The following is an 18,982-nucleotide window of genomic DNA, read 5'->3' as shown; positions in this document are numbered from 1 at the left end:
AGCAAAAAGCTGAACATTCTCTTCGTGTTCTAATGTTAATTGGTAAATAAAATTATTTCACATGAAATTAAGGCGAGTTGTTGTTACAGGTTTAGGTGCTTTGACGCCGATAGGTAATAACCTTAAAGATTACTGGGAAGGATTGAAAGATGGAGTAACAGGGGCTGCCCCTATTACACATTTTGATGCTTCAAAATTTAAAACACAGTTTGCCTGTGAGTTAAAAGATTTCAATATTAATGATTTTATTGACAGGAAAGTGACGCGCCGATTAGACAAGTTTTCACAGTATGCTGTGGTTGCTAGTGATGAAGCTATTAAAGATTCTTCATTAGATCTTGAAACAATCGACAAGTCGAGGGTAGGTGTTATTTGGGGAGCTGGTATTGGAGGGTTAGAAACTTTCCAAGACGAAGTACTTAACTTTTCTAAAGGTGATGGTACTCCTAAATTTAACCCATTCTTTATTCCAAAAATGATTGCCGATATTGCTCCTGCTCACATTTCTATGAGAAATGGGTTTATGGGACCAAATTACACAACTGTTTCTGCGTGTGCATCTTCTGCAAATGCGCTTATTGATGCGTTTAACTACATTCGTTTAGGCATGTGTGACGTGGTTGTTTCAGGAGGTTCTGAGGCGGCTGTTACCATGGCCGGAATGGGTGGTTTTAACGCTATGCATGCACTGTCTACCAGAAACGATAGTCCAGAAACAGCATCAAGACCATTTGATGCTGATCGTGATGGGTTTGTTTTAGGTGAGGGTGCTGGTGCGCTAGTATTAGAAGAATATGAATACGCAAAAGCTAGAGGAGCAAAAATCTATTGTGAAATAGGTGGTGGTGGATTGTCATCAGATGCGTATCACTTAACGGCTCCACATCCTGAAGGAATTGGAGTAATTGCGGTGATGCAAAACTGTTTGAAGGATGCTGGTATTTCTCCAGAAGAAGTAGATCATATTAATACACATGGTACGTCTACACCGCTTGGAGATGTAGCCGAGCTTAAAGCGATTTCTACTGTATTTGGTGAGCATGCGAAAGATATTAATATCAATTCTACAAAGTCTATGACAGGACATTTATTAGGAGCAGCCGGCGCTATTGAGGCGATTGCTTCTATTTTGACTTTAGTAGATGGTATTGTGCCACCAACTATTAACCATACAACTATGGATGATAGAATTGACGCTGGCTTGAACTTGACCCTTAATAATGCTCAAAAAAGAGATGTTAAGGTTGCAATGAGTAATACATTTGGATTTGGTGGGCATAATGCTTGTGTTTTATTCAGAAAGATTGAAGAATAATATATGGGGCTCATACGCAAAATATTAAATTCCCGATCTAAAGACGACGGGAATTTTTTTATTCATTTGCACCGAATTTTAGGATTTAAGCCCAAGGATTACGAAATATATAGAATTGCCTTTACGCATCGTTCTACAAATTTGAAAGATGAAAAAGGGAACGCTGTAAACTACGAGCGTTTAGAGTTTTTAGGTGACGCCATGCTTAGTGCTGTTATTTCCAAATATTTGTTTGAAAAGGTACCATCAGGTGACGAAGGATATCTTACCAAAATGCGATCTAAAATAGTAAGTAGAGAGCATTTGAATGAGTTGGGTAAAGAGCTACACTTACTTGATTATGTGATAAGCAGTATTTCTAAAGAAAGTTTTGGAGATAATGTACACGGAAATCTTTTTGAGGCACTTGTGGGGGCAATCTACTTAGATAAGGGGTATAATTCTTGTGAGCGGTTTATTGATAAACGTGTTATTAAACCACATGTAGATATTGAACGCCTAGAAGGAAAGGTGATAAGTTATAAGAGTTTACTTATTGAGTGGTGTCAAAAGGAGAAAAAATCATTTTATTTTAATGTATTTGAGGATAACGGAAATGATGTTTTAAAACATTTTGCCGTAAAGTTGAGTATAGACAATAAGTTAGTTTCTAAGGCTAGAGCTACTTCTAAGAAAAAGGCTGAAGAAGCCGCCGCCAAGAGGGCCTATTTTGCACTTCAAAATCAAATAGAGAATAGGTAGGATTATTAAATTGTTAACTATCTCGTTTTCGTGCCCTGTTCTCATTAAACATTTGAAATATAATTATCTATATTTTTAAAGAAGTCATATCTTTACAATAATTTGCAAATTTTCGATGGCGATATATCGATTAACAGATGATTTTGAAGAGGATGATGTTTTTACATTAATTGCCGTACATAGTTCGGTTGAAGATTATCGTATGGCATATTTGTTTAACCGATATTTAAAAACACGTTTTGTAAAATCGGATCCGGTTGAAATTGATGAGGATGGTATATTTCAAAAGTTTGAATGGGTAGATTCTAAGACAGAGTTTAGGTGGTATCTAATTCAAAACGGAATGAGCAAAGCAAAGGTTCAGGAAAACAATTTTTTACTTTTTAACAATTTGAGTAATGAAGAGAAAGTATATTTGCTTCCTGAATACAAAAAAGTAGATTTTTTTGTTAAAATAGAGGCTCCTGAAGAATTTCTAGACCTCAACAATATTGTGCAGTCAGTACAGCAAATACCAAATATTGTTACAACATATAAAATAGCAGCAAATCAAATCAAAACTAGAACGAACTTAATTTTCTGAAAATGCTAAAAATTAAAAAAACCAAAATAGTGGCAACATTAGGCCCTGCTACCAGTGATAAAGAGACTCTTAAAAAGATGATCGAGGCAGGTGCTAACGTGTTTAGAATTAACTTTTCTCATGCAGATTACAAAGATGTTGAGGAACGAGTTAGAATTATTCGCGAGTTAAATGAAGAGTATGGATATGCAGCGGGTATTTTGGGAGATTTACAAGGACCAAAACTACGTGTTGGTGTAATGGCTGAAGACGTAGTGGTAAATGATGGAGATACAATCACTTTTGTTACTGGGGAACCTTTTGAGGGGAATGCAGAGCGTGTTTACATGAACTATAAAATGTTCCCTAGGGATGTGAAACCTGGAGAGCGTATTTTATTAGATGATGGGAAGCTTATTTTTGAAGTTACTGCAACTAATAAAGAAACAGAAGTTACTACTAAAGTTATTCAGGGTGGGCCATTAAAGTCTAAAAAAGGAGTGAACCTTCCTAATACGGCTTTATCATTGCCTGCTTTAACTGAGAAAGATCTTAAAGACGCTATTTTTGCTATTCAGCAAAAAGTAGATTGGATTGCACTTTCCTTTGTGCGCCATGAGCAAGATATTATAGACCTTCAAAATATTATTAAAGAACATTCTGAAGAGAAAATTCCAATTATTGCTAAAATTGAAAAACCTGAAGGCGTTGAGAACATCGATAAGATTGTTTCTTACTGTGATGGTTTAATGGTAGCACGTGGAGATTTAGGGGTTGAGATTCCTGCTCAGGAAGTTCCATTAATCCAGAAAAAATTAGTTCTTCGTGCTAAAAAGGCTCGTATTCCTGTAATTATTGCTACTCAGATGATGGAGAGTATGATTACGAGTTTGACGCCAACTAGAGCAGAGGTGAACGACGTTGCGAACTCTGTAATGGACGGTGCCGATGCGGTAATGTTATCTGGTGAAACTTCTGTAGGAGCGTATCCGGTACAGGTAATTGAAAAAATGAGCAGCATTATTCAAAGTGTTGAGGACTCATCATTAATTAAAGTACCACAAGATCCTCCTTACATCAAAACAAAAAGATATATTACAAAATCTATTTGTTACCATGCTGCTTTTATGGCAAACGAAATTAAGGCAAAAGCAATTTCTACACTTACTAATAGTGGGTATACTGCTTTTCAGATTTCTGCATGGAGACCAAAAGCGTATATCTTAGTATTTACATCTAACAAGCACATATTAACACAACTTAGTTTACTTTGGGGTGTAGAAGCTTTCTATTACGATCGTTATGTAACCACTGATGAGACTATAGAAGATGTAAACCGTATTGCTTGTGAAAAAGGGTTCCTTGAGCCGGGTGATATGTTAATTAGTTTAGCTGCAATGCCTATTAGAGATAAGGGTATGGTAAATACACTACGAATTAAAGAAATTGAAACATGTAACTTCGGATAATTAACGATACCGAGTTATTACAGATATAAAAAATACTGCCTTTTAAGGCGGTATTTTTTTTATAAGTCAAATTTAAGCTGAACTAAAATAGCGGTATCCTCTTTTTTAGTTTCTTTTTTTTCGGTATTTAAATTGCTTAATGAAATACCTAAAAGGCGGACAGAGTTCTCTGGCTTCTGCTGGTATAGCAGTTCTTTTGCTATTTCTAAAACGAGATTCTTATCTGCTATAAAGTAAGGAAGTGTTTTGCTTCGGGTATGCTGTTCAAAATTGCTATACTTTATTTTTAATGTAATGGTTTTGCCTGCAATTTTACTTTGCTTTAATCGCTTATCTAGTTCTTCAGCAATATTTGTAAGTCGCTCCAACATAAAAATTTCCGAAGTAAGATTCTCACTAAACGTACGTTCTGCCCCAACCGATTTTGGGGTACGGTGTGGCTTTACACTACTTGTATGCACACCTCTAACTATGTTATAGTAATGAGCTCCACTTTTCCCGAAATGGGTGTTTAAATAATCTAAGGATTTAGTTTTTAAATCGGCTCCGGTAAAAATGCCATGTTGGTACATTTTATCGGCAGTAACCTTACCAACCCCATAAAACTTACGGATGTCTAATTTCTCCAGAAACTCAATAACTTCTTCGGGGTTTACTGTTTTTTGTCCGTTGGGTTTATTATAGTCGCTTGCTATCTTAGCTACAAACTTATTAATAGAAATACCTGCCGAAGCTGTAAGTCCAATTTCATTAAAAATTCGGGTTCGTATTTCTTCTGCAATGAGTGTGGCACTCGGATTTCCTTTTTTATTTTCGGTAACATCTAAATAGGCCTCATCGAGTGCAAGTGGTTCAACCAAATCGGTATAATCATAAAAAATAGCTCTAATTTTTTGCGAGATTTCTTTATAACGATCAAATCTTGGTTTTACAAAAATGAGTTCTGGGCATCTCTTTTTTGCTAAATAACCACTTATAGCACTGCGAACCCCATATTTGCGAGCTTCATAACTTGCGGCAGACACAACCCCTCTTTTAGAACCTCCGCCAACAGCCAATGGTTTTCCTTTGAGTTCGGGATGATCCATTTGCTCTACAGAGGCATAAAAGGCATCCATATCTACATGAATAATCTTTCGTAATGGTATAATGTCTGGTGGCGTACTCATTAATACAAAGGTACGCTAAAAGCCATAAGTTGCTTGTTTCAAAATGTGGCAGAAGGCATGGGGTGAACATCTAAAACTAGGTTGACATTAAAAAAAAATGTAATTTTGAGCATCTGTTTGGCAATGATGTCTGCCTTGAACCGCTAAAAGAGCTGATGACGTCTACTTTTTGGCAATATTGCCACAGGAAACGTATATATTTTAATCAGTATGGCATCAATAAAAGAGAAACTAACTTCTATAGAACAAATTCCTTCATTAGTATACTTATGTAAATGGCTTTTAATATGCGCTATTATTGGAGTTTTGGCGGGTTCTGCTTCAGCAGCTTTATTAGAAAGTTTACACTGGGCAACTGAATACAGAGAAAGCCATAAGTGGATAATAGCCTTATTACCAATTGGTGGACTTATTGTAGGGTTGGTATACCATTACTTTGGCACGAGTGTAGTAAAAGGAAATAACCAGTTGTTAGAAGAATTTCACTCACCAAATAAAATCATTCCTTTTAAGATGGCGCCTTTGGTTCTATTTGGAACCGTAATGACACACCTTTTTGGAGGTTCGGCTGGTAGAGAAGGGAGTGCCGTGCAAATGGGGGGGGCTATTGCCGACCAGTTTACTAAATGGTTTAAACTAAATAAAGACGACAGAAAGATTGTTATTGTAGTAGGGGTAAGTGCTGGTTTTGCATCGGTGTTTGGTACACCTTTAGCAGGAGCCATATTTGCATTAGAGGTAATGGTTTTAGGGCGTATGCGTTACGATGCTCTTTTTGCTAGTGTATTGGCAGGGGTGATAGCGGATTACGCTTGTAAAATGTGGCCCGTACACCATACGCATTATGGGGTAGAGAATGTACCTGGTATAGCGCCCGATACTTTGATTTATGCTATAGTTGCCGGGTTGGTGTTTGGCTTGGGCGGACTGGCGTTTTCTAAATTAACGCATTTCTTTACAGTACTTTTTAAAAAATTGAATTACCCACCTTTACGCCCGTTAATTGGAGGTGCGGTAGTAGCGATGGCGGTATATCTTATTGGCACTACCAAGTATATTGGATTGGGAGTACCTACCATTGTAGCTGCTTTTGATGCCGATTTGCCGTGGTACGATTTTGCGGCTAAGTTAGTGTTTACCGCGTTTACTTTAGGTGCCGGATTTAAAGGTGGTGAGGTAACTCCGTTGTTTTATATTGGAGCAACACTTGGGAATGCCCTTATTTGGATTTTGCCATTGCCAACCGATTTATTAGCCGGAATGGGATTTGTAGCCGTGTTTGCCGCAGCTACCAATACACCAATTGCTTGTACAGTAATGGCTATAGAGTTGTTTGGTGCTAAAGGAGCTGTGTATTTTGGTATTGCCTGTGTGGTGGCCTATATGTTTTCGGGGCATTCGGGTATTTACTCGTCTCAGATTGTGGGGAGTCCAAAGCACTTTTTGTTTGGTGTAGATAAAGGGAAAACGCTGGCTGCTATAGAAAGCTTTAGGAAAAAGAAATAAAGAGTCATACTTCATATACATGATAGAAATAGAACGTAAGTTTTTAGTAACGGCTGAAACGTTTAAGCAAGAGGCTATAAAACAAATCAGAATCGTTCAGGGGTTTTTGAGTACCGACCCTGAGCGTACGGTTAGAATACGTATTAAAGGGGCAACCGGATTTATTACCGTAAAGGGAAAATCGGATGATGAAGGATTGTCGCGCTTTGAGTGGGAAAAAGAAATTACGGTAGAAGAAGCAGATACCTTACTGCAAAAGTGTTTACCCGGAGTTATAGATAAAATTAGGTATGAGGTACCTATGGGAAAATTTGTCTTTGAAGTTGATGAGTTTTTTGGGGACAATGAAGGACTGGTTGTTGCCGAGGTAGAATTAGAAAGTAAGGATGAGGAGTATCCAAAACCTGCATGGCTAGGTGCAGAAGTTACCGGAGACATTAAATACTATAATTCGCAATTGAGTAGTAACCCCTATAATAATTGGTAATATGAAAAAGGTTATTTTAGTAGCTGCAGTGGCTTTGGGCGTAATAGCATGTGATATTAATATTAAAAAGGAATTAAATAATAATTCTAATGTGCCAGAACTGGAGACCATTGCTGTTGAAAAAACGGACTCCTTGCATGAAACCTTTACCTATGAGGAAGGCGACACTACCTATGTTATGCAAAAGTACTTTATGATATTCTTAAAAAAAGGACCAAATAGGAATCAGGATTCGGTAACGTTAGCTAAGCTTCAAAAGGAACATTTGGCTCATTTAGAGAAGTTGCATTTAGCGGGGAAAATAAGTATAGCAGGGCCGTTTGATGATAACAGTGAGGTATTGGGTATAGCAGTGTATAATACACCAACATTTGAAGAGGCTGATAGTTTAGCCAATGCCGACCCTATGGTAAAAGCTGGTAGATTAACTATAGAATCGCATCCTTTTTGGGCGGCTAAAGGGAGTAAATTAAAGTAAACTACTTTGGGGTAAGCCTACGAAGTAGCTAATCTCGATTATTGAATAAAATTTGCATATTATTATTTTTTTAGCTAAATTTTTAATGTAAAATAAAAATAGCAGGCTAAAAATGAGAAAGTGTTATGTTTATATTTCTGTAAATGACTGTAGAACTTCTTTTTTTACAGGCTTAACCGATGACCTGCGTAAAAAGATAAGCAACCATACCCCGGTAATCACTCAAACCAAGACTACAAGTAGTAAACACCTTGTATACTACGAAACTTTTATGAACCTGAAACAGGCGATTAAACGGGAACGCCAATTACGAAACTGGAAAGTAGGTTGGAAATTAACACTCATTAAACGATTGAATCCTGAGCTAAAAGCATTGGAAATGTAAACTAGTTTCAAAGTTTAAATGCGTTACCGTCATTCTGAATTTAGTTCAGGGTTACGTGTGGGCACACAACTATTTTACAATTACCAACTACAGTGGGTTAATTAGAAAACTCGTATGTCAGATGACTTTTTAGGTCAGCTATTTGTTGGGTATTTTCAGGAAACTTATCTATAAAAAAATTAGCCCAATATTTAGCGTTATTACAGTAAGTAAAAGTTAACTCACATTGAGTTGCCCGAGTGAGTGCAATACCATAGTAGGCATAGGCATCGTTAGGAACTATTTCCAAGGCTTGCTTAAACTCATAATAAGCCTTGTCCCACTTTTGTGCTTCAAGATACGTATGTCCATTAGTGATATACGTTGTGTATTGTCTTTTTTCAAGTGCAGCTTCTTTTTGCAGGTTTTCAAGTCCTTCTACTTTCGCTTCGTAAATTTTAATGGCAAATAATACAGTTGCCACCAAAGCAATAATGCTTAAGGTGATTATTTTAAAGGCGGAGGCTTTTCGTTGTTGTTTTTCAATTTTCTGTTTAATAGCCTTTAGGTCTTCACTAGTAGCTGTATTAGAAAAATGAAGTTTGGTATGCGCATACTGGGTCAAACCATCCAAACGAGTCTGATGATCTTTACTAAGGTTTCGGTGTTTAGATCTCATGATTTGATTGTTTCTAAAAGAATCAATCATAGCCTGTGCACTGGCTCCAATTCCAAATCCCGGTTTATAATTTCTGCTCATAATGGCCGGTGTATTTTTATATTGCAACAATACATGCTTGTGCTTTCAGGTTTTGGTTATTCTTAAGCGAATTATTAGCCTCCTACTCCAAACATAAGATTATCAATTAAGTGTATACTAATTATACGTAGGTACAAATGATTTTGTTACAATTATGGAGTAAAAATTAATGGTTTTAACACGTACAAAGGTTAGAAGTTTAAAATAACAAAAAGCACAACGGTTTACCTTAAAACTTACTTAAAAGGCAATGTAGAAATTTGGATGTCTGGTACTTTTTTCATTATCATTTCATGATGTTCTAAAAAGCTGTAATAAAACCGCGCTGCTAACTTTTCGGCTCTTTCTACTTTAGGTCCTAATGTTATGGAAGTTATAGCTGATTTTACGGGGGCTAATTTTATATACACCCTTTTCAATGTATTATCTACCTTTGGGGTGTACTTGGTAAGGTCTAAAAGAGAGATGGTTAAGCGTATTTCATTTTCGTATTGGTATTCCGCGCTTTTTATTAAATAGGCAATTTCATTTAATTGATCTTTTAAAACTTTTATTTTATCAAGTTTATCAGGGCTGTCTTTATAAATGGCTAAATACTTTTCAGCCAATTGTTTTATACTGCTTAGGTTGTTAGTAATTTTAGCTGTTTCTTCCTTCTCTAAACCGGGTATAATAAAAGTATTTTCTTTTACCCAATACATTATCCTATAAAAATTGAGTTCTTTGAATATGGTTTTAGAGTTACTTTCATTCGCGTTGTGGTCATTAGGAAGGTTTTGAATAATTTCATCTTTAAATTTTTTCATTTCCAACGTAATGGCAGTTCCTGTTGCTTCTATCATGGCTTCTTTGCCATACATACGCCATGCAGTAAGGTCGTTGTCTTTCTCAGACGGAACAAAACTGCCTATAAAAGGTTTATAGGTAAAAGGGAAAACTTTGTCATTTATTAATTCTTCATCTATTTCAAGATACTTGTAGAGTGTAGTGCCTTCTGCACTATCATTCATAAAGTTACCTTCTGATAGGCGAAAAGAACTTTTTTCAAAGATTAATTTAGTAGAAACTGATGTGCTTGTATAATGGGTTATGCAATCACCATCATATAATAAGAGACGCTTAATATTTTCAATTAAATCACTTATACTTTTCACTTCTTTTTCTTGTAATAAGCTCTTTATTTCTTCCAGCCTGTTTTTAACAAATGAACTAGAGTGATTAGTTAGCTTTAAGTATTTTTGGTAATTTTCTTTTGCTCTTTCTAGTTTATTATTGTTGTAATAAAGGTCTGCTAAATTATAATATGGAGCTGCAAAGTCGGGATTAATTAGAATAGCTTTTTCGTAGTATTGAATAGCCTTTTCATATTTTTTTTGATTACAATAGACAGTTCCTAATCCGTTGTATGGGGTTAAATAGTCGGGATTAATTTTAATAGCTTTTTCGTAGTATTGAATAGCCTTTTCATATTTTTTTTGATTACAATAGACAGTTCCTAATCCGTTGTATGGGTATGCAAAGTTGGGATCAATTTGAATAGCTTTTTTGTAGTTTTGAATAGCTTTTTCATACTCTTTTTGATCTTTGTATATATTGCCTAGGTTATTGTATGCAGACTTATCGTCGTCTGATTCACCTTGAATGCTCTTATTATAATATTTTATCGCTTTCTCAGTTTTACCAATTTCATCGAGTGCATATGCTTTGTAAAAAAGCAAATCACCATCATTGCAATCATCTAATTGCTCAGGCGTCAGTAAATCGTCTAGTTCTTTATAATTATGGTCATCAAATAGTGCTTTCGCTTGTTTTTTTAGTTCTTGGCAAGTCATATTCGGTTAATTAGGATGACTAAAGATACTAAATAACGGATGGTAATAAAAATTAAATAAGTGTGTTACAGCCCTAAAAAAAAATTAAAAATCATGTAACAACTACAAAAAAAGTGCACTAATACAAGTGTTAATCCTATCAATCTTACGACTAATATAGCAAAATCACTCACTTTTCAAAATTCTAGAAGTAGAAGGTGAACTGAAAAATAAAGGCGGTCGGTAACTCATAAAATTGTATTGAAAATTGGAAGGCTATAAAATTAAGAGTAATTTTATGGCAGGCTGGCTACGCCCAAAAAATAAAATTGTATTGAAAATTAAATAAACTATTTAAGCCTAAAAAAATGAGCGAAAATTTTAAGAAAGTAAAAGCTTTTTTACAAGAATTAGAATATACTATTCTACAAGAAAACAGTGATGAAGAACTTTTTGTAGTAGAAAAAGACGATGCGGGAATCACCAATTTAATTATTGATTGTGAAGACCCAATAGTAATTATTGAAGGGGTATTGTTTGACGTAAAAACAAAAACAACCGAGTTGTTTGAAAGCCTGTTAAAAAAGAATCGTGAGATTATTCATGGAGCTTTTGTACTAGATGAAACGGGTACTAAAGTATTTTTTAGAGATACCTTACAGCTAGAGAATTTAGACCTTAACGAGTTAGAGGCTAGCCTAAACTCTTTAGAACTTTTATTGAGCGAGTACGCTACAGAAATTATTGAATTTTCAAAATAAGACAATCATAACACTAAACTAGATATTAAGATAATGGGAATATTTAATAGACTTTTTACCATTGGTAAAGCAGAAGCAAATTCTGCGATAGATAAGTTGCAGGATCCTATAAAAATGACGGAGCAGGGAATTAGAGACTTAAAAACAGATTTAGATAAAAGTTTACAGGCATTGGCAGAAGTAAAATCATACGCCATTAGAAGTAAACGAGATTATAAAAACTATTCGGGGCAGGCTAGTTCATACGAGCAAAAAGCAATCTTATTACTTAAAAAAGTAGAAGAAGGTGGGTTAGATGTTGCCGAGGGCGATCGTTTGGCTACCGAGGCACTAACCAAAAAAGAAGAGGCTACTGAGCAGGCTAAAAGAGCGCAGGAAGAGGTAACTAGATTTGATCAGAACATTGTGACTTTAGAAGCCAATGTAAAAAAATTAAAGTCGACCATCTCTAGATACGAGAATGAGTTACGTACCCTTAAAGCAAGAGCACGTGTAAGTGCGGCTACAGCTAAGATTAACAAGCAGGTTGCAGGTATTGACAGCAACAGTACGGTAAGCATGCTAGAAAAAATGAAGGAAAAAGTAGATCAGCAAGAGGCGTTAGCTGAGGCGTATGGAGACATTGCTTCAGAAAGTAAAAGTGTTGATGATGAGATAGATAAAGTGCTTGGTGATAGTGATGTAAAGGCATCTGCTTCGTTAGCTGCTTTAAAAGAGAAAATGAAAAATTCTTAAGATGGGATTTTTTGATAAATTTTTTTCCAAGAAAGAAGAACCGCATTATGACAGTACCAACATAACGGTTCGTGATTTGGATATCAATTTTGTATTTGACTATGACCTTTCTACATGGAAGGTCATTGCTTTATACGAATACGACTGGGGCGATAGTTATTTTACACGCGAGTTTAAAATTACCGACGGAGATGAAACCTTGTACTTGGGAATGGAAGAAGATGATGAACTGGAATTAACTATTGGAAGCAAAATAAAACTAAGAGAATTAGGGACTGTTTTGGTCAATGAGTTGATGACGCATCAATCACCTCCCAATGCTTTTGCTTTTAAAGGCGAAAACTATGTATTAATGGAACAAGCGCCTGGGTATTTTCATGATGTTAGTAAAGGAGAGAACGATTGGGAAGAGTTTATCTCTTGGGATTTTGAAAATGAAAAGGGAACCCATGTAATTACCATAGAACAATGGGGTGAAAAAGAATTTGAAGCCTCATTGAGTATGTACATTGAAGAATACCAATTAGATAATATTTTACCTGCTTCTGAAGCAACAAACTAACCAAACTATTATGATGAAGGAAGGATTTGTAAAAGGAATTTTAGGCATTCTATTGCTGTTCTTTGTATTAAAGAGCTGCGTGAATTGCACCAGTGGTGGCAATCGTTATTCCAATACACAACCTGCAGTGAGCGAAGTATCTGAACTCACTAAACTAGTTAGAAAATACAAAGACGAAAAAAACTTTTCGATTATTCTGTACGATATGGATTCTAAGAATTCGGAATCGTCTAACGCAACCTATTTACAACAATATCAGGTGGTGGTAGAAAAACCAGATACAGTAACTGCTGAGGTTACCGAATGGTATAAAGTATCTCCGCAAATGTTTAACAAGCACATTAACGATCTTGGAATGGAAATTATTTCTAAGAAAGATGGGGTGTTACATCAAGAGGCTGCTCCGGCTGGGTATACCAACTATGTAGGAAATCCACAGTACGGTCATTGGGTGAATAGAAGTGGCGGATCGTTTTGGGAATTTTATGGTAAGTATGCTTTTATGTCGTCTATGTTTAATATGATGACCTACCCTGCCAGAAGAGCCTATTGGAACGATTATCATACCAATTACTACGGTAGAGGTTCGTATTACGGGCCAAGAGGTAGAACCGTATATGGTACTTCTACTTATAAATCTACCAGTACTACAGGTACCTCTAAAAGATGGAGTAGTAAACCAAGTACGTTTAAATCAAAAGTACGTAATCAGGTAGCACGTTCTGCTGCTGCTTCTAAAAGCAAAAGTTATTCTTCTGGAAGTAGGTATGGTAGCAATAAAACAACCCGTAGTTCTTCTAGATCATCTTCTGGATCTTCATACAGATCGAGAAGTGGTGGATTTGGTAAGTAAAACAAATTAGAAAAGACTAATAACATGTTTCAAGAATTTTCATATTCCATATATAATGGATTGATATACATAGCGCTGGCGTTTGTATTCTTTTTTTTAGGAAAGCTTATTTATCAACTATTACACAAAGATATACGTGTTAAAGAAGAGCTGGTAGTTAAAGACAATCTGGCGTTTAGCTTTGCCCATGTAGGGTATTTTGTGGGGCTATTGTTGGCTATAGGAAGTGCTATAGCAGGGCCTTCTAAAGGATTGGTAGAAGATTGTATAGAAATTAGTATTTATGCAGCATTGGCATTGGTACTTTTAAATATATCGGTGTTTATTACAGATAAAGTAGTGTTGAGAAGATTTTCGGTACAAAAAGAGATTGTTGAAGATCAGAACTCAGGTACAGGAATTATTGAAGGAGCAGTTTCTATAGCGTCTGGATTAATTATTTTTGGCGCTATTAGCGGGGAAAGTGAATCGATTACACATGGGATGTATACCACTGTTTTATTTTGGGGTGCCGGACAATTGTTATTGATACTTACTACCCGTGTATACAACTGGATAACACCTTACGATATTCACGAACACTTAGAGAAAGATAATGTAGCCGTAGGGGTTGGATTTGCAGGGGCACTTATTGCTATTGCCAACTTAATACGTTTTGCTATTACGGGTGTTTTTGAAACCATGGACGAGGTAGCCATTGCTGGGATAGAAGTTGCAGGTGGGTTGTTAATATTACCGGTAATGCGTTTCTTAACCGATAAAATTTTATTACCAGGAGCCTCTTTAACAGATGAAATTGTAAACCAAGAAAAAGCTAATATTGGAGCAGCCTTAGTAGAAGCCTTTGGGTATATAGGCGGATCTGTATTGCTTACTTGGTGTATTTAAGAAGTAGAGTTTAAATAAAAAGCTAATTTGTTTACTAAAAAATCAACGCTTTTAAAAGCAGCCATTTTTGCTACCGGATTTTCGGGTGTGGTGGCAGAGTATATATTGTCTACGCTGGCTACGTATTTCCTTGGAGATTCCATTTTTCAGTGGATTATGATTATTTCACTAATGCTGTTTTCTATGGGGTTAGGAAGCAGGGTGAGTAAAAGTTTTCATACCAATTTACTTAAAAAATTTTTACTGGTAGAGTTTACCCTGTCTATACTAGTAGCTTTTTCGCCTTTGGCGGTGTATACCATTTCGGCCTATTCAGATGCGTACGGACTTATTATTTATATGTTGGCTATAGGTATTGGTATGCTTATAGGTATGGAGGTGCCTTTGGTTATTAGAATTAATGAGGAGTTTGAGCAACTTCGCTATAATATATCAAACATTCTTGAAAACGATTACTACGGAAGTCTTTTAGGCGGGGTGTTTTTTGCCTTTATTGGGTTGCCTATATTAGGGTTAACGTATACACCTTTTGTGTTAGGGTTAGTTAATTTCTCTGTAGCTGTATTGCTTATGTTGGTATTGTGGAAGCTCTTCTCAAGCTCTGATAAAAAGACATTTATACCCTCGGGTATTTTTGTTTTAATAGTGTTGGTTGGCGGGTTGTTTATGGCAAAGCCTATCATACAATTTGGAGAACAAGCGAAGTACAAAGACAAGGTAATTTTCCAAAAGCAAACAACTTATCAGCGTATTGTAATGACCCAATGGAAAGATGATTACTGGTTATACCTTAACGGTAACCAGCAATTGTGTACTCGTGATGAGGTAATGTATCATGAACCTTTGGTACATCCGGCAATGACGTTGCATCCGCATCCTGCAAAGGTATTGGTCTTAGGAGGTGGCGATGGTTGTGCAGTGCGCGAAATTTTAAAATATCCTACGGTAGAGAGCGTGAAGCTAATTGATTTAGACCCAGAAATGACCAAATTAGGGCAAACCTCTCCGGTACTTACCAAACTTAACCAGAACTCTTTAAATAACGAGAAGGTAACCATTGTAAATACAGATGGGTTTCAGTATATTCAAAAGGATACCGATACCTATGATGTAATTATTATAGATTTACCAGATCCTAGAACCGTTGAGTTAGGCAGATTGTACAGTCAGGAGTTTTATGAAATGTGTTATCGTCAGTTACGTCCGCAAGGCGTAATTATCACTCAGGCAGGGAGTCCGTACTTTGCTACCAAGGCATTTCAGTGTATAGAAACCACCATGGCTGCTGCCGGTTTTACTACGGTACCAATACACAATCAGGTAGTTACTATGGGGGAATGGGGTTGGAGCTTAGGGCAAAAACAATCGCCGTACCCCGATTTGCAAAGTACGCTTAGAAGGGTACACTTTAGTGTACCAACACAATGGATAGATAACGAGGCTATGCAATTAATCACTTCGTTTGGAAAAGACACCTATTGGTTAAAAGATACCGAAGGAGTAGAGGTAAACAGTATTCATCATCCGGTGCTGTATCAATATTATTTAAAAGGAAATTGGGATTTATATTAAGAAGAAAAAACATGTCAGTAGAACTATCACATAAAACAGTCCTTCCTCATATTTTTTCCATCAGGGTTTGGATTCATAATACCGATACCGACCTGCTAAAAACAATGGGTGATACCTTATTGGAAAAGGCCGAGTTTAGAGTGCTCAATTTTGTAGAGCATTACTTTCCGGTAAAAGGGTACACAGCATTGTGGTTGTTGGCAGAGTCGCATTTGGCAATTCACACTTTCCCAGATGGTGACTATAGCTATTTGGAGCTTAGTGGTTGTAACGAGGAGAAGACAAAAGTTTTTTTTAACTTACTGGAAGAATCAGGTTTAGAAGTTAAAAAGGAAGATATTGCCTATAATGGGCAACCCTTTAAACCGGCTACATAAGCACATATGAAAAAATGGAATTACTTTTTACTGGCGGTTTTTATCTACCTATTGGCTATTTATGGTATTGGGGTAGTAGAGTCGCAGAGTGAAGCAAGTAACATAAAAGGATTTACCGATGCCCTTTGGTATGCTATTGTAACCCTTACCACAGTTGGGTACGGAGACTCGTATCCGGTAACTCCGGTAGGTAAGGTTATTAGTCTTACGCTGGTAATTGGTAGTATTGGTGTTTTAGGATATTTAATAGGGGAAATTACAAACAAGTTCAATCTATATATGGAAAAGAAGAAAACGGGCTTTTGGGGTACTAATTTTGAAAATCATTATGTGATTATCGGGTATAACGATTTTGGTAGACAGGTGGCCTCTCAAATTGTTGCTACAGGACATAAACTGGCTTTTCTGGTTAACTCTAAAGAAAAGCTTGATCTTATAAAAGATGTTTTTCATTTTGATAACTGCTTTGCCATGTTTGCCGATTATAACAATGACGAAGCCTACGACAAAATTAACCTGACCAAATCGAAAGCAGTCTTCTTAAATTTTGATGAAGATACCGATACCTTGGTGTATGTATTGAACTTGAAGAAAAAATATCCGAACGTGGATGTTGTAGTAACTTGTAAAAATTCGGAATTAAAAGAAACCTTTGTAAATGCCGGAATTAAATATGTAGTATCACAAACCACGGTGGCAAGCCGTTTGGTAGCCAGCTATATTTTTGAACCGGAAGTGGCTTCTTATACAGAGGATTTAATTACCACCAGCAGAACCGAAAATGATTTTGATATGCAGCAGTATAAAATTAATACCTCGGGGATGTACTTTCAAAAATCGTTTATGGATATCTTCTTAGGACTCAAAAAGGAGTTTAATGCTATTGCTATTGGAATAGTAAGTCATGGAAAAGTAATTAAAAATCCACCATCTGACTTTGTGCTTACCGAAAACGATTATGTGATTTTAATTTCTAACGGAGTAAGCAAAAAGCATTTAGAGAAAGCTTTTGGCGTGAAGGAAGGGAAGTAGTTAATCTCAATTATTGAGTAAATTTAAAAACCTATATATCGCTGTAAAAAACCCCTTAAAAGCATGAGCTCCTAAGGGGGGTATAAAATGTGAGGGGAATGTAAAAAATTGCTTATTGCCATCCACCACCAAGGGCTTCGTATAAGTTTACTACTGCTAATAGTTGTTGTAATTTGCTATCAATTAAATTGAGTTCGGCACTTAAACGGCTTTCTCTCGCAGTAAGTAAATCAAGATACGTGGCATATCCATTATTAAGCAATTCTTCTGAGTTTGTTTCGGCATTTTGTAATGCCTGTACCTGTAAATTCAGGTATCCGTATTTTTCTACTTCAGCATTATAGGTGTATAATGATTCTGAAACTTCTTTACCAGCAGTTAGTAAGGTTTGCTTAAAATTCAACAACGATTGTTCTTGTTGTGACTGAGCAACTTCGTACTGGGTTTTAATTTGTCTTTTATTAAAAATGGGTTGGGTAATACCTCCAACTAATGTGGCAAAAAATGAGTTGCCAGTAAACCAGTTGTCAAAAGTTAGACTTTGTAACCCGCCACTTGCCGTTAAGGTAAGCGAAGGATAAAAGTTGCTTTTGGCAACATTGGTTAATTCAAAGGTGTTAATCAATCCATATTCAGCGGCAATAACATCGGGTCTGTTACGAAGTAACTCAGCCGGTACGCCCACTTTCAATTCAGTTGTAATGGTTTCGTTCTCTAAAGTACCTCTTTCATAGTGTTGAGGGGTTTCACCTAGCAAAATAGCCAAGGTGTTTTCTGCCTGAAAAATAGTATTTTTAAGGTCTACCACTAACGCTTGCGCACTGTACAACTGTGCTGCTGTTTGGTCTACAGCAACCTGATTTTGTTGTCCGGCTTCTTTTAACGCTTTAATCGTTTCAACGCTCTGTGTTCTGGTAGCTACGGTTTGTTCGGTAATACGTAATTGCTCATCTAAAGAAACCAAGGTATAATACGTAGTAGCAATTTGAGCTATCAACGCTGTTTTTACTGCTTTGTGTGCTGCTACACTTTGTAAGTAGGTAGCTTCGTAAGCTCTTTTATTACTTCTTATTTTACCCCAAATGTCAGCTTCCCATGAAAGATCTGCAGACAATTCGTATTGATCTAAATGATCTACCCCTAAAGAGCTAAGCATAGCGCCTTGTTGTCCGTTCTCTGAAATGTACGAACGTGTAAAATTAGGTCCTGCTGTAATTGTAGGGAAGTAACCGCTTTTACCTTGTTTTAAATAAGCCTGAGCAGCGTTTATTTGTTGAAGCGCTACACGAATATCAATATTATTTTCTAGACCTCTTTCTATATATCCTGCCAAATGTGGGTCGGTAAACAGTTCTTTCCACGAAACATCAGCCAACGAAGTACTATCTGCCGGTAACTCATCGGTACGATATAAATTAGTTGTTTCTTCAAACTCCGGACGTTGATAGTCTTTAGCTACAAAACAACTTTGCAGGGTAACGGTCAGAACAGCAATAAGGGCTGTTCTGATCCAAATATTTTTATTTTTAATGAATTTCAT

20 protein-coding genes and 1 riboswitch are annotated in these 18,982 nt (G+C 36.3%); of the genes, 16 read left to right on the top strand and 4 right to left on the bottom strand.

The annotated features are described in order from the left end of the window. The first annotated feature begins 61 nt into the window (after nt 1-61). The 4 genes from fabF to pyk all read left to right on the top strand — a co-directional run bounded on the left by fabF (nt 62) and on the right by pyk (nt 4,087). Nucleotides 62-1,315 (top strand): beta-ketoacyl-ACP synthase II, encoded by a 1,254-nt coding sequence (gene fabF, locus NBRC110019_RS10885; RefSeq protein ID WP_281754791.1) that lies wholly within the window; start codon nt 62-64, stop codon nt 1,313-1,315. Nucleotides 1,316-1,318: 3 nt separating this feature from the next. Then, a complete protein-coding gene (gene rnc / locus NBRC110019_RS10880) occupies nt 1,319-2,056 on the top strand; it encodes a ribonuclease III (RefSeq protein ID WP_281754790.1) in 738 nt (245 codons plus the stop codon). A gap of 115 nt (nt 2,057-2,171) precedes the next feature. Beyond that, nucleotides 2,172-2,639 (top strand): IPExxxVDY family protein, encoded by a 468-nt coding sequence (locus NBRC110019_RS10875; protein WP_281754789.1) that lies wholly within the window; start codon nt 2,172-2,174, stop codon nt 2,637-2,639. 2 nt (nt 2,640-2,641) lie between these two features. After that, on the top strand, nt 2,642-4,087 hold the full coding sequence (gene pyk / locus NBRC110019_RS10870; RefSeq protein ID WP_281754788.1) for a pyruvate kinase: 1,446 nt from the start codon (nt 2,642-2,644) through the stop codon (nt 4,085-4,087). A 59-nt stretch (nt 4,088-4,146) separates the two neighbouring features. Here pyk and dinB read toward each other — a convergent pair whose 3' ends face one another. Further along, the gene (dinB, locus tag NBRC110019_RS10865) at nt 4,147-5,256 is read right to left on the bottom strand and encodes a DNA polymerase IV (protein WP_281754787.1); all 1,110 of its coding nucleotides are present in this window, start codon (nt 5,254-5,256) and stop codon (nt 4,147-4,149) included. 110 nt (nt 5,257-5,366) lie between these two features. Next, a riboswitch (Fluoride riboswitch) is annotated at nt 5,367-5,428 on the top strand. 38 nt (nt 5,429-5,466) lie between these two features. On the opposite strand from dinB, the gene NBRC110019_RS10860 reads away from it, so the two are divergent. The 4 genes from NBRC110019_RS10860 to NBRC110019_RS10845 all read left to right on the top strand — a co-directional run bounded on the left by NBRC110019_RS10860 (nt 5,467) and on the right by NBRC110019_RS10845 (nt 8,112). Further along, on the top strand, nt 5,467-6,762 hold the full coding sequence (locus NBRC110019_RS10860) for a voltage-gated chloride channel family protein (protein ID WP_281754786.1): 1,296 nt from the start codon (nt 5,467-5,469) through the stop codon (nt 6,760-6,762). 19 nt (nt 6,763-6,781) lie between these two features. Then, nucleotides 6,782-7,249: a CYTH domain-containing protein gene (locus NBRC110019_RS10855; RefSeq protein WP_281754784.1), complete on the top strand. Its 468-nt coding sequence runs from the start codon at nt 6,782-6,784 to the stop codon at nt 7,247-7,249. A 1-nt stretch (nt 7,250) separates the two neighbouring features. After that, nucleotides 7,251-7,727, top strand: coding sequence for a YciI family protein (locus NBRC110019_RS10850; protein WP_281754783.1), 477 nt, complete (start codon nt 7,251-7,253; stop codon nt 7,725-7,727). 112 nt (nt 7,728-7,839) lie between these two features. Beyond that, the gene (locus tag NBRC110019_RS10845) at nt 7,840-8,112 is read left to right on the top strand and encodes a GIY-YIG nuclease family protein (RefSeq protein ID WP_281754781.1); all 273 of its coding nucleotides are present in this window, start codon (nt 7,840-7,842) and stop codon (nt 8,110-8,112) included. A gap of 97 nt (nt 8,113-8,209) precedes the next feature. Here the strand turns inward: NBRC110019_RS10845 and NBRC110019_RS10840 are convergent, their stop codons facing one another. Together NBRC110019_RS10840 and NBRC110019_RS10835 are read right to left on the bottom strand one after the other, a co-directional pair. Then, a complete protein-coding gene (locus NBRC110019_RS10840) occupies nt 8,210-8,851 on the bottom strand; it encodes a tetratricopeptide repeat protein (RefSeq protein WP_281754780.1) in 642 nt (213 codons plus the stop codon). 236 nt (nt 8,852-9,087) lie between these two features. Continuing rightward, nucleotides 9,088-10,683 (bottom strand): tetratricopeptide repeat protein, encoded by a 1,596-nt coding sequence (locus NBRC110019_RS10835; protein WP_281754778.1) that lies wholly within the window; start codon nt 10,681-10,683, stop codon nt 9,088-9,090. 347 nt (nt 10,684-11,030) lie between these two features. On the opposite strand from NBRC110019_RS10835, the gene NBRC110019_RS10830 reads away from it, so the two are divergent. From NBRC110019_RS10830 to NBRC110019_RS10795, 8 genes are read left to right on the top strand one after another with little or no spacing between them, the layout of a single operon-like run. Further along, entirely contained in the window at nt 11,031-11,423 is a 393-nt protein-coding gene (locus NBRC110019_RS10830; protein WP_281754776.1) for a YbjN domain-containing protein, read from the top strand. Nucleotides 11,424-11,456: 33 nt separating this feature from the next. Continuing rightward, complete coding sequence (locus NBRC110019_RS10825) at nt 11,457-12,158, top strand: PspA/IM30 family protein (RefSeq protein ID WP_281754774.1); 702 nt, start codon at nt 11,457-11,459, stop codon at nt 12,156-12,158. 1 nt (nt 12,159) lies between these two features. Continuing rightward, a complete protein-coding gene (locus tag NBRC110019_RS10820) occupies nt 12,160-12,720 on the top strand; it encodes a DUF4178 domain-containing protein (protein WP_281754772.1) in 561 nt (186 codons plus the stop codon). A gap of 10 nt (nt 12,721-12,730) precedes the next feature. Further along, nucleotides 12,731-13,573: a hypothetical protein gene (locus NBRC110019_RS10815; protein WP_281754770.1), complete on the top strand. Its 843-nt coding sequence runs from the start codon at nt 12,731-12,733 to the stop codon at nt 13,571-13,573. 24 nt (nt 13,574-13,597) lie between these two features. Further along, a complete protein-coding gene (locus tag NBRC110019_RS10810) occupies nt 13,598-14,461 on the top strand; it encodes a DUF350 domain-containing protein (RefSeq protein ID WP_281754769.1) in 864 nt (287 codons plus the stop codon). Nucleotides 14,462-14,488: 27 nt separating this feature from the next. After that, nucleotides 14,489-16,033, top strand: coding sequence for a polyamine aminopropyltransferase (locus NBRC110019_RS10805; protein WP_281754767.1), 1,545 nt, complete (start codon nt 14,489-14,491; stop codon nt 16,031-16,033). A gap of 11 nt (nt 16,034-16,044) precedes the next feature. After that, complete coding sequence (locus tag NBRC110019_RS10800) at nt 16,045-16,410, top strand: S-adenosylmethionine decarboxylase (protein ID WP_281754764.1); 366 nt, start codon at nt 16,045-16,047, stop codon at nt 16,408-16,410. A gap of 6 nt (nt 16,411-16,416) precedes the next feature. After that, the gene (locus NBRC110019_RS10795; protein ID WP_281754762.1) at nt 16,417-17,442 is read left to right on the top strand and encodes a potassium channel family protein; all 1,026 of its coding nucleotides are present in this window, start codon (nt 16,417-16,419) and stop codon (nt 17,440-17,442) included. A 112-nt stretch (nt 17,443-17,554) separates the two neighbouring features. On the opposite strand, the gene NBRC110019_RS10790 is transcribed toward NBRC110019_RS10795, so the two are convergent. Beyond that, nucleotides 17,555-18,982, bottom strand: coding sequence for an efflux transporter outer membrane subunit (locus NBRC110019_RS10790; protein ID WP_281754760.1), 1,428 nt, complete (start codon nt 18,980-18,982; stop codon nt 17,555-17,557).

The organism is Neptunitalea chrysea, assembly GCF_027924145.1.
Taxonomy (GTDB): Bacteria; Bacteroidota; Bacteroidia; order Flavobacteriales; family Flavobacteriaceae; genus Neptunitalea; species Neptunitalea chrysea.
The sequence above is the reverse complement of the archived record's forward strand: the minus strand, read 5'-3'. Positions and strand labels throughout refer to the sequence as shown.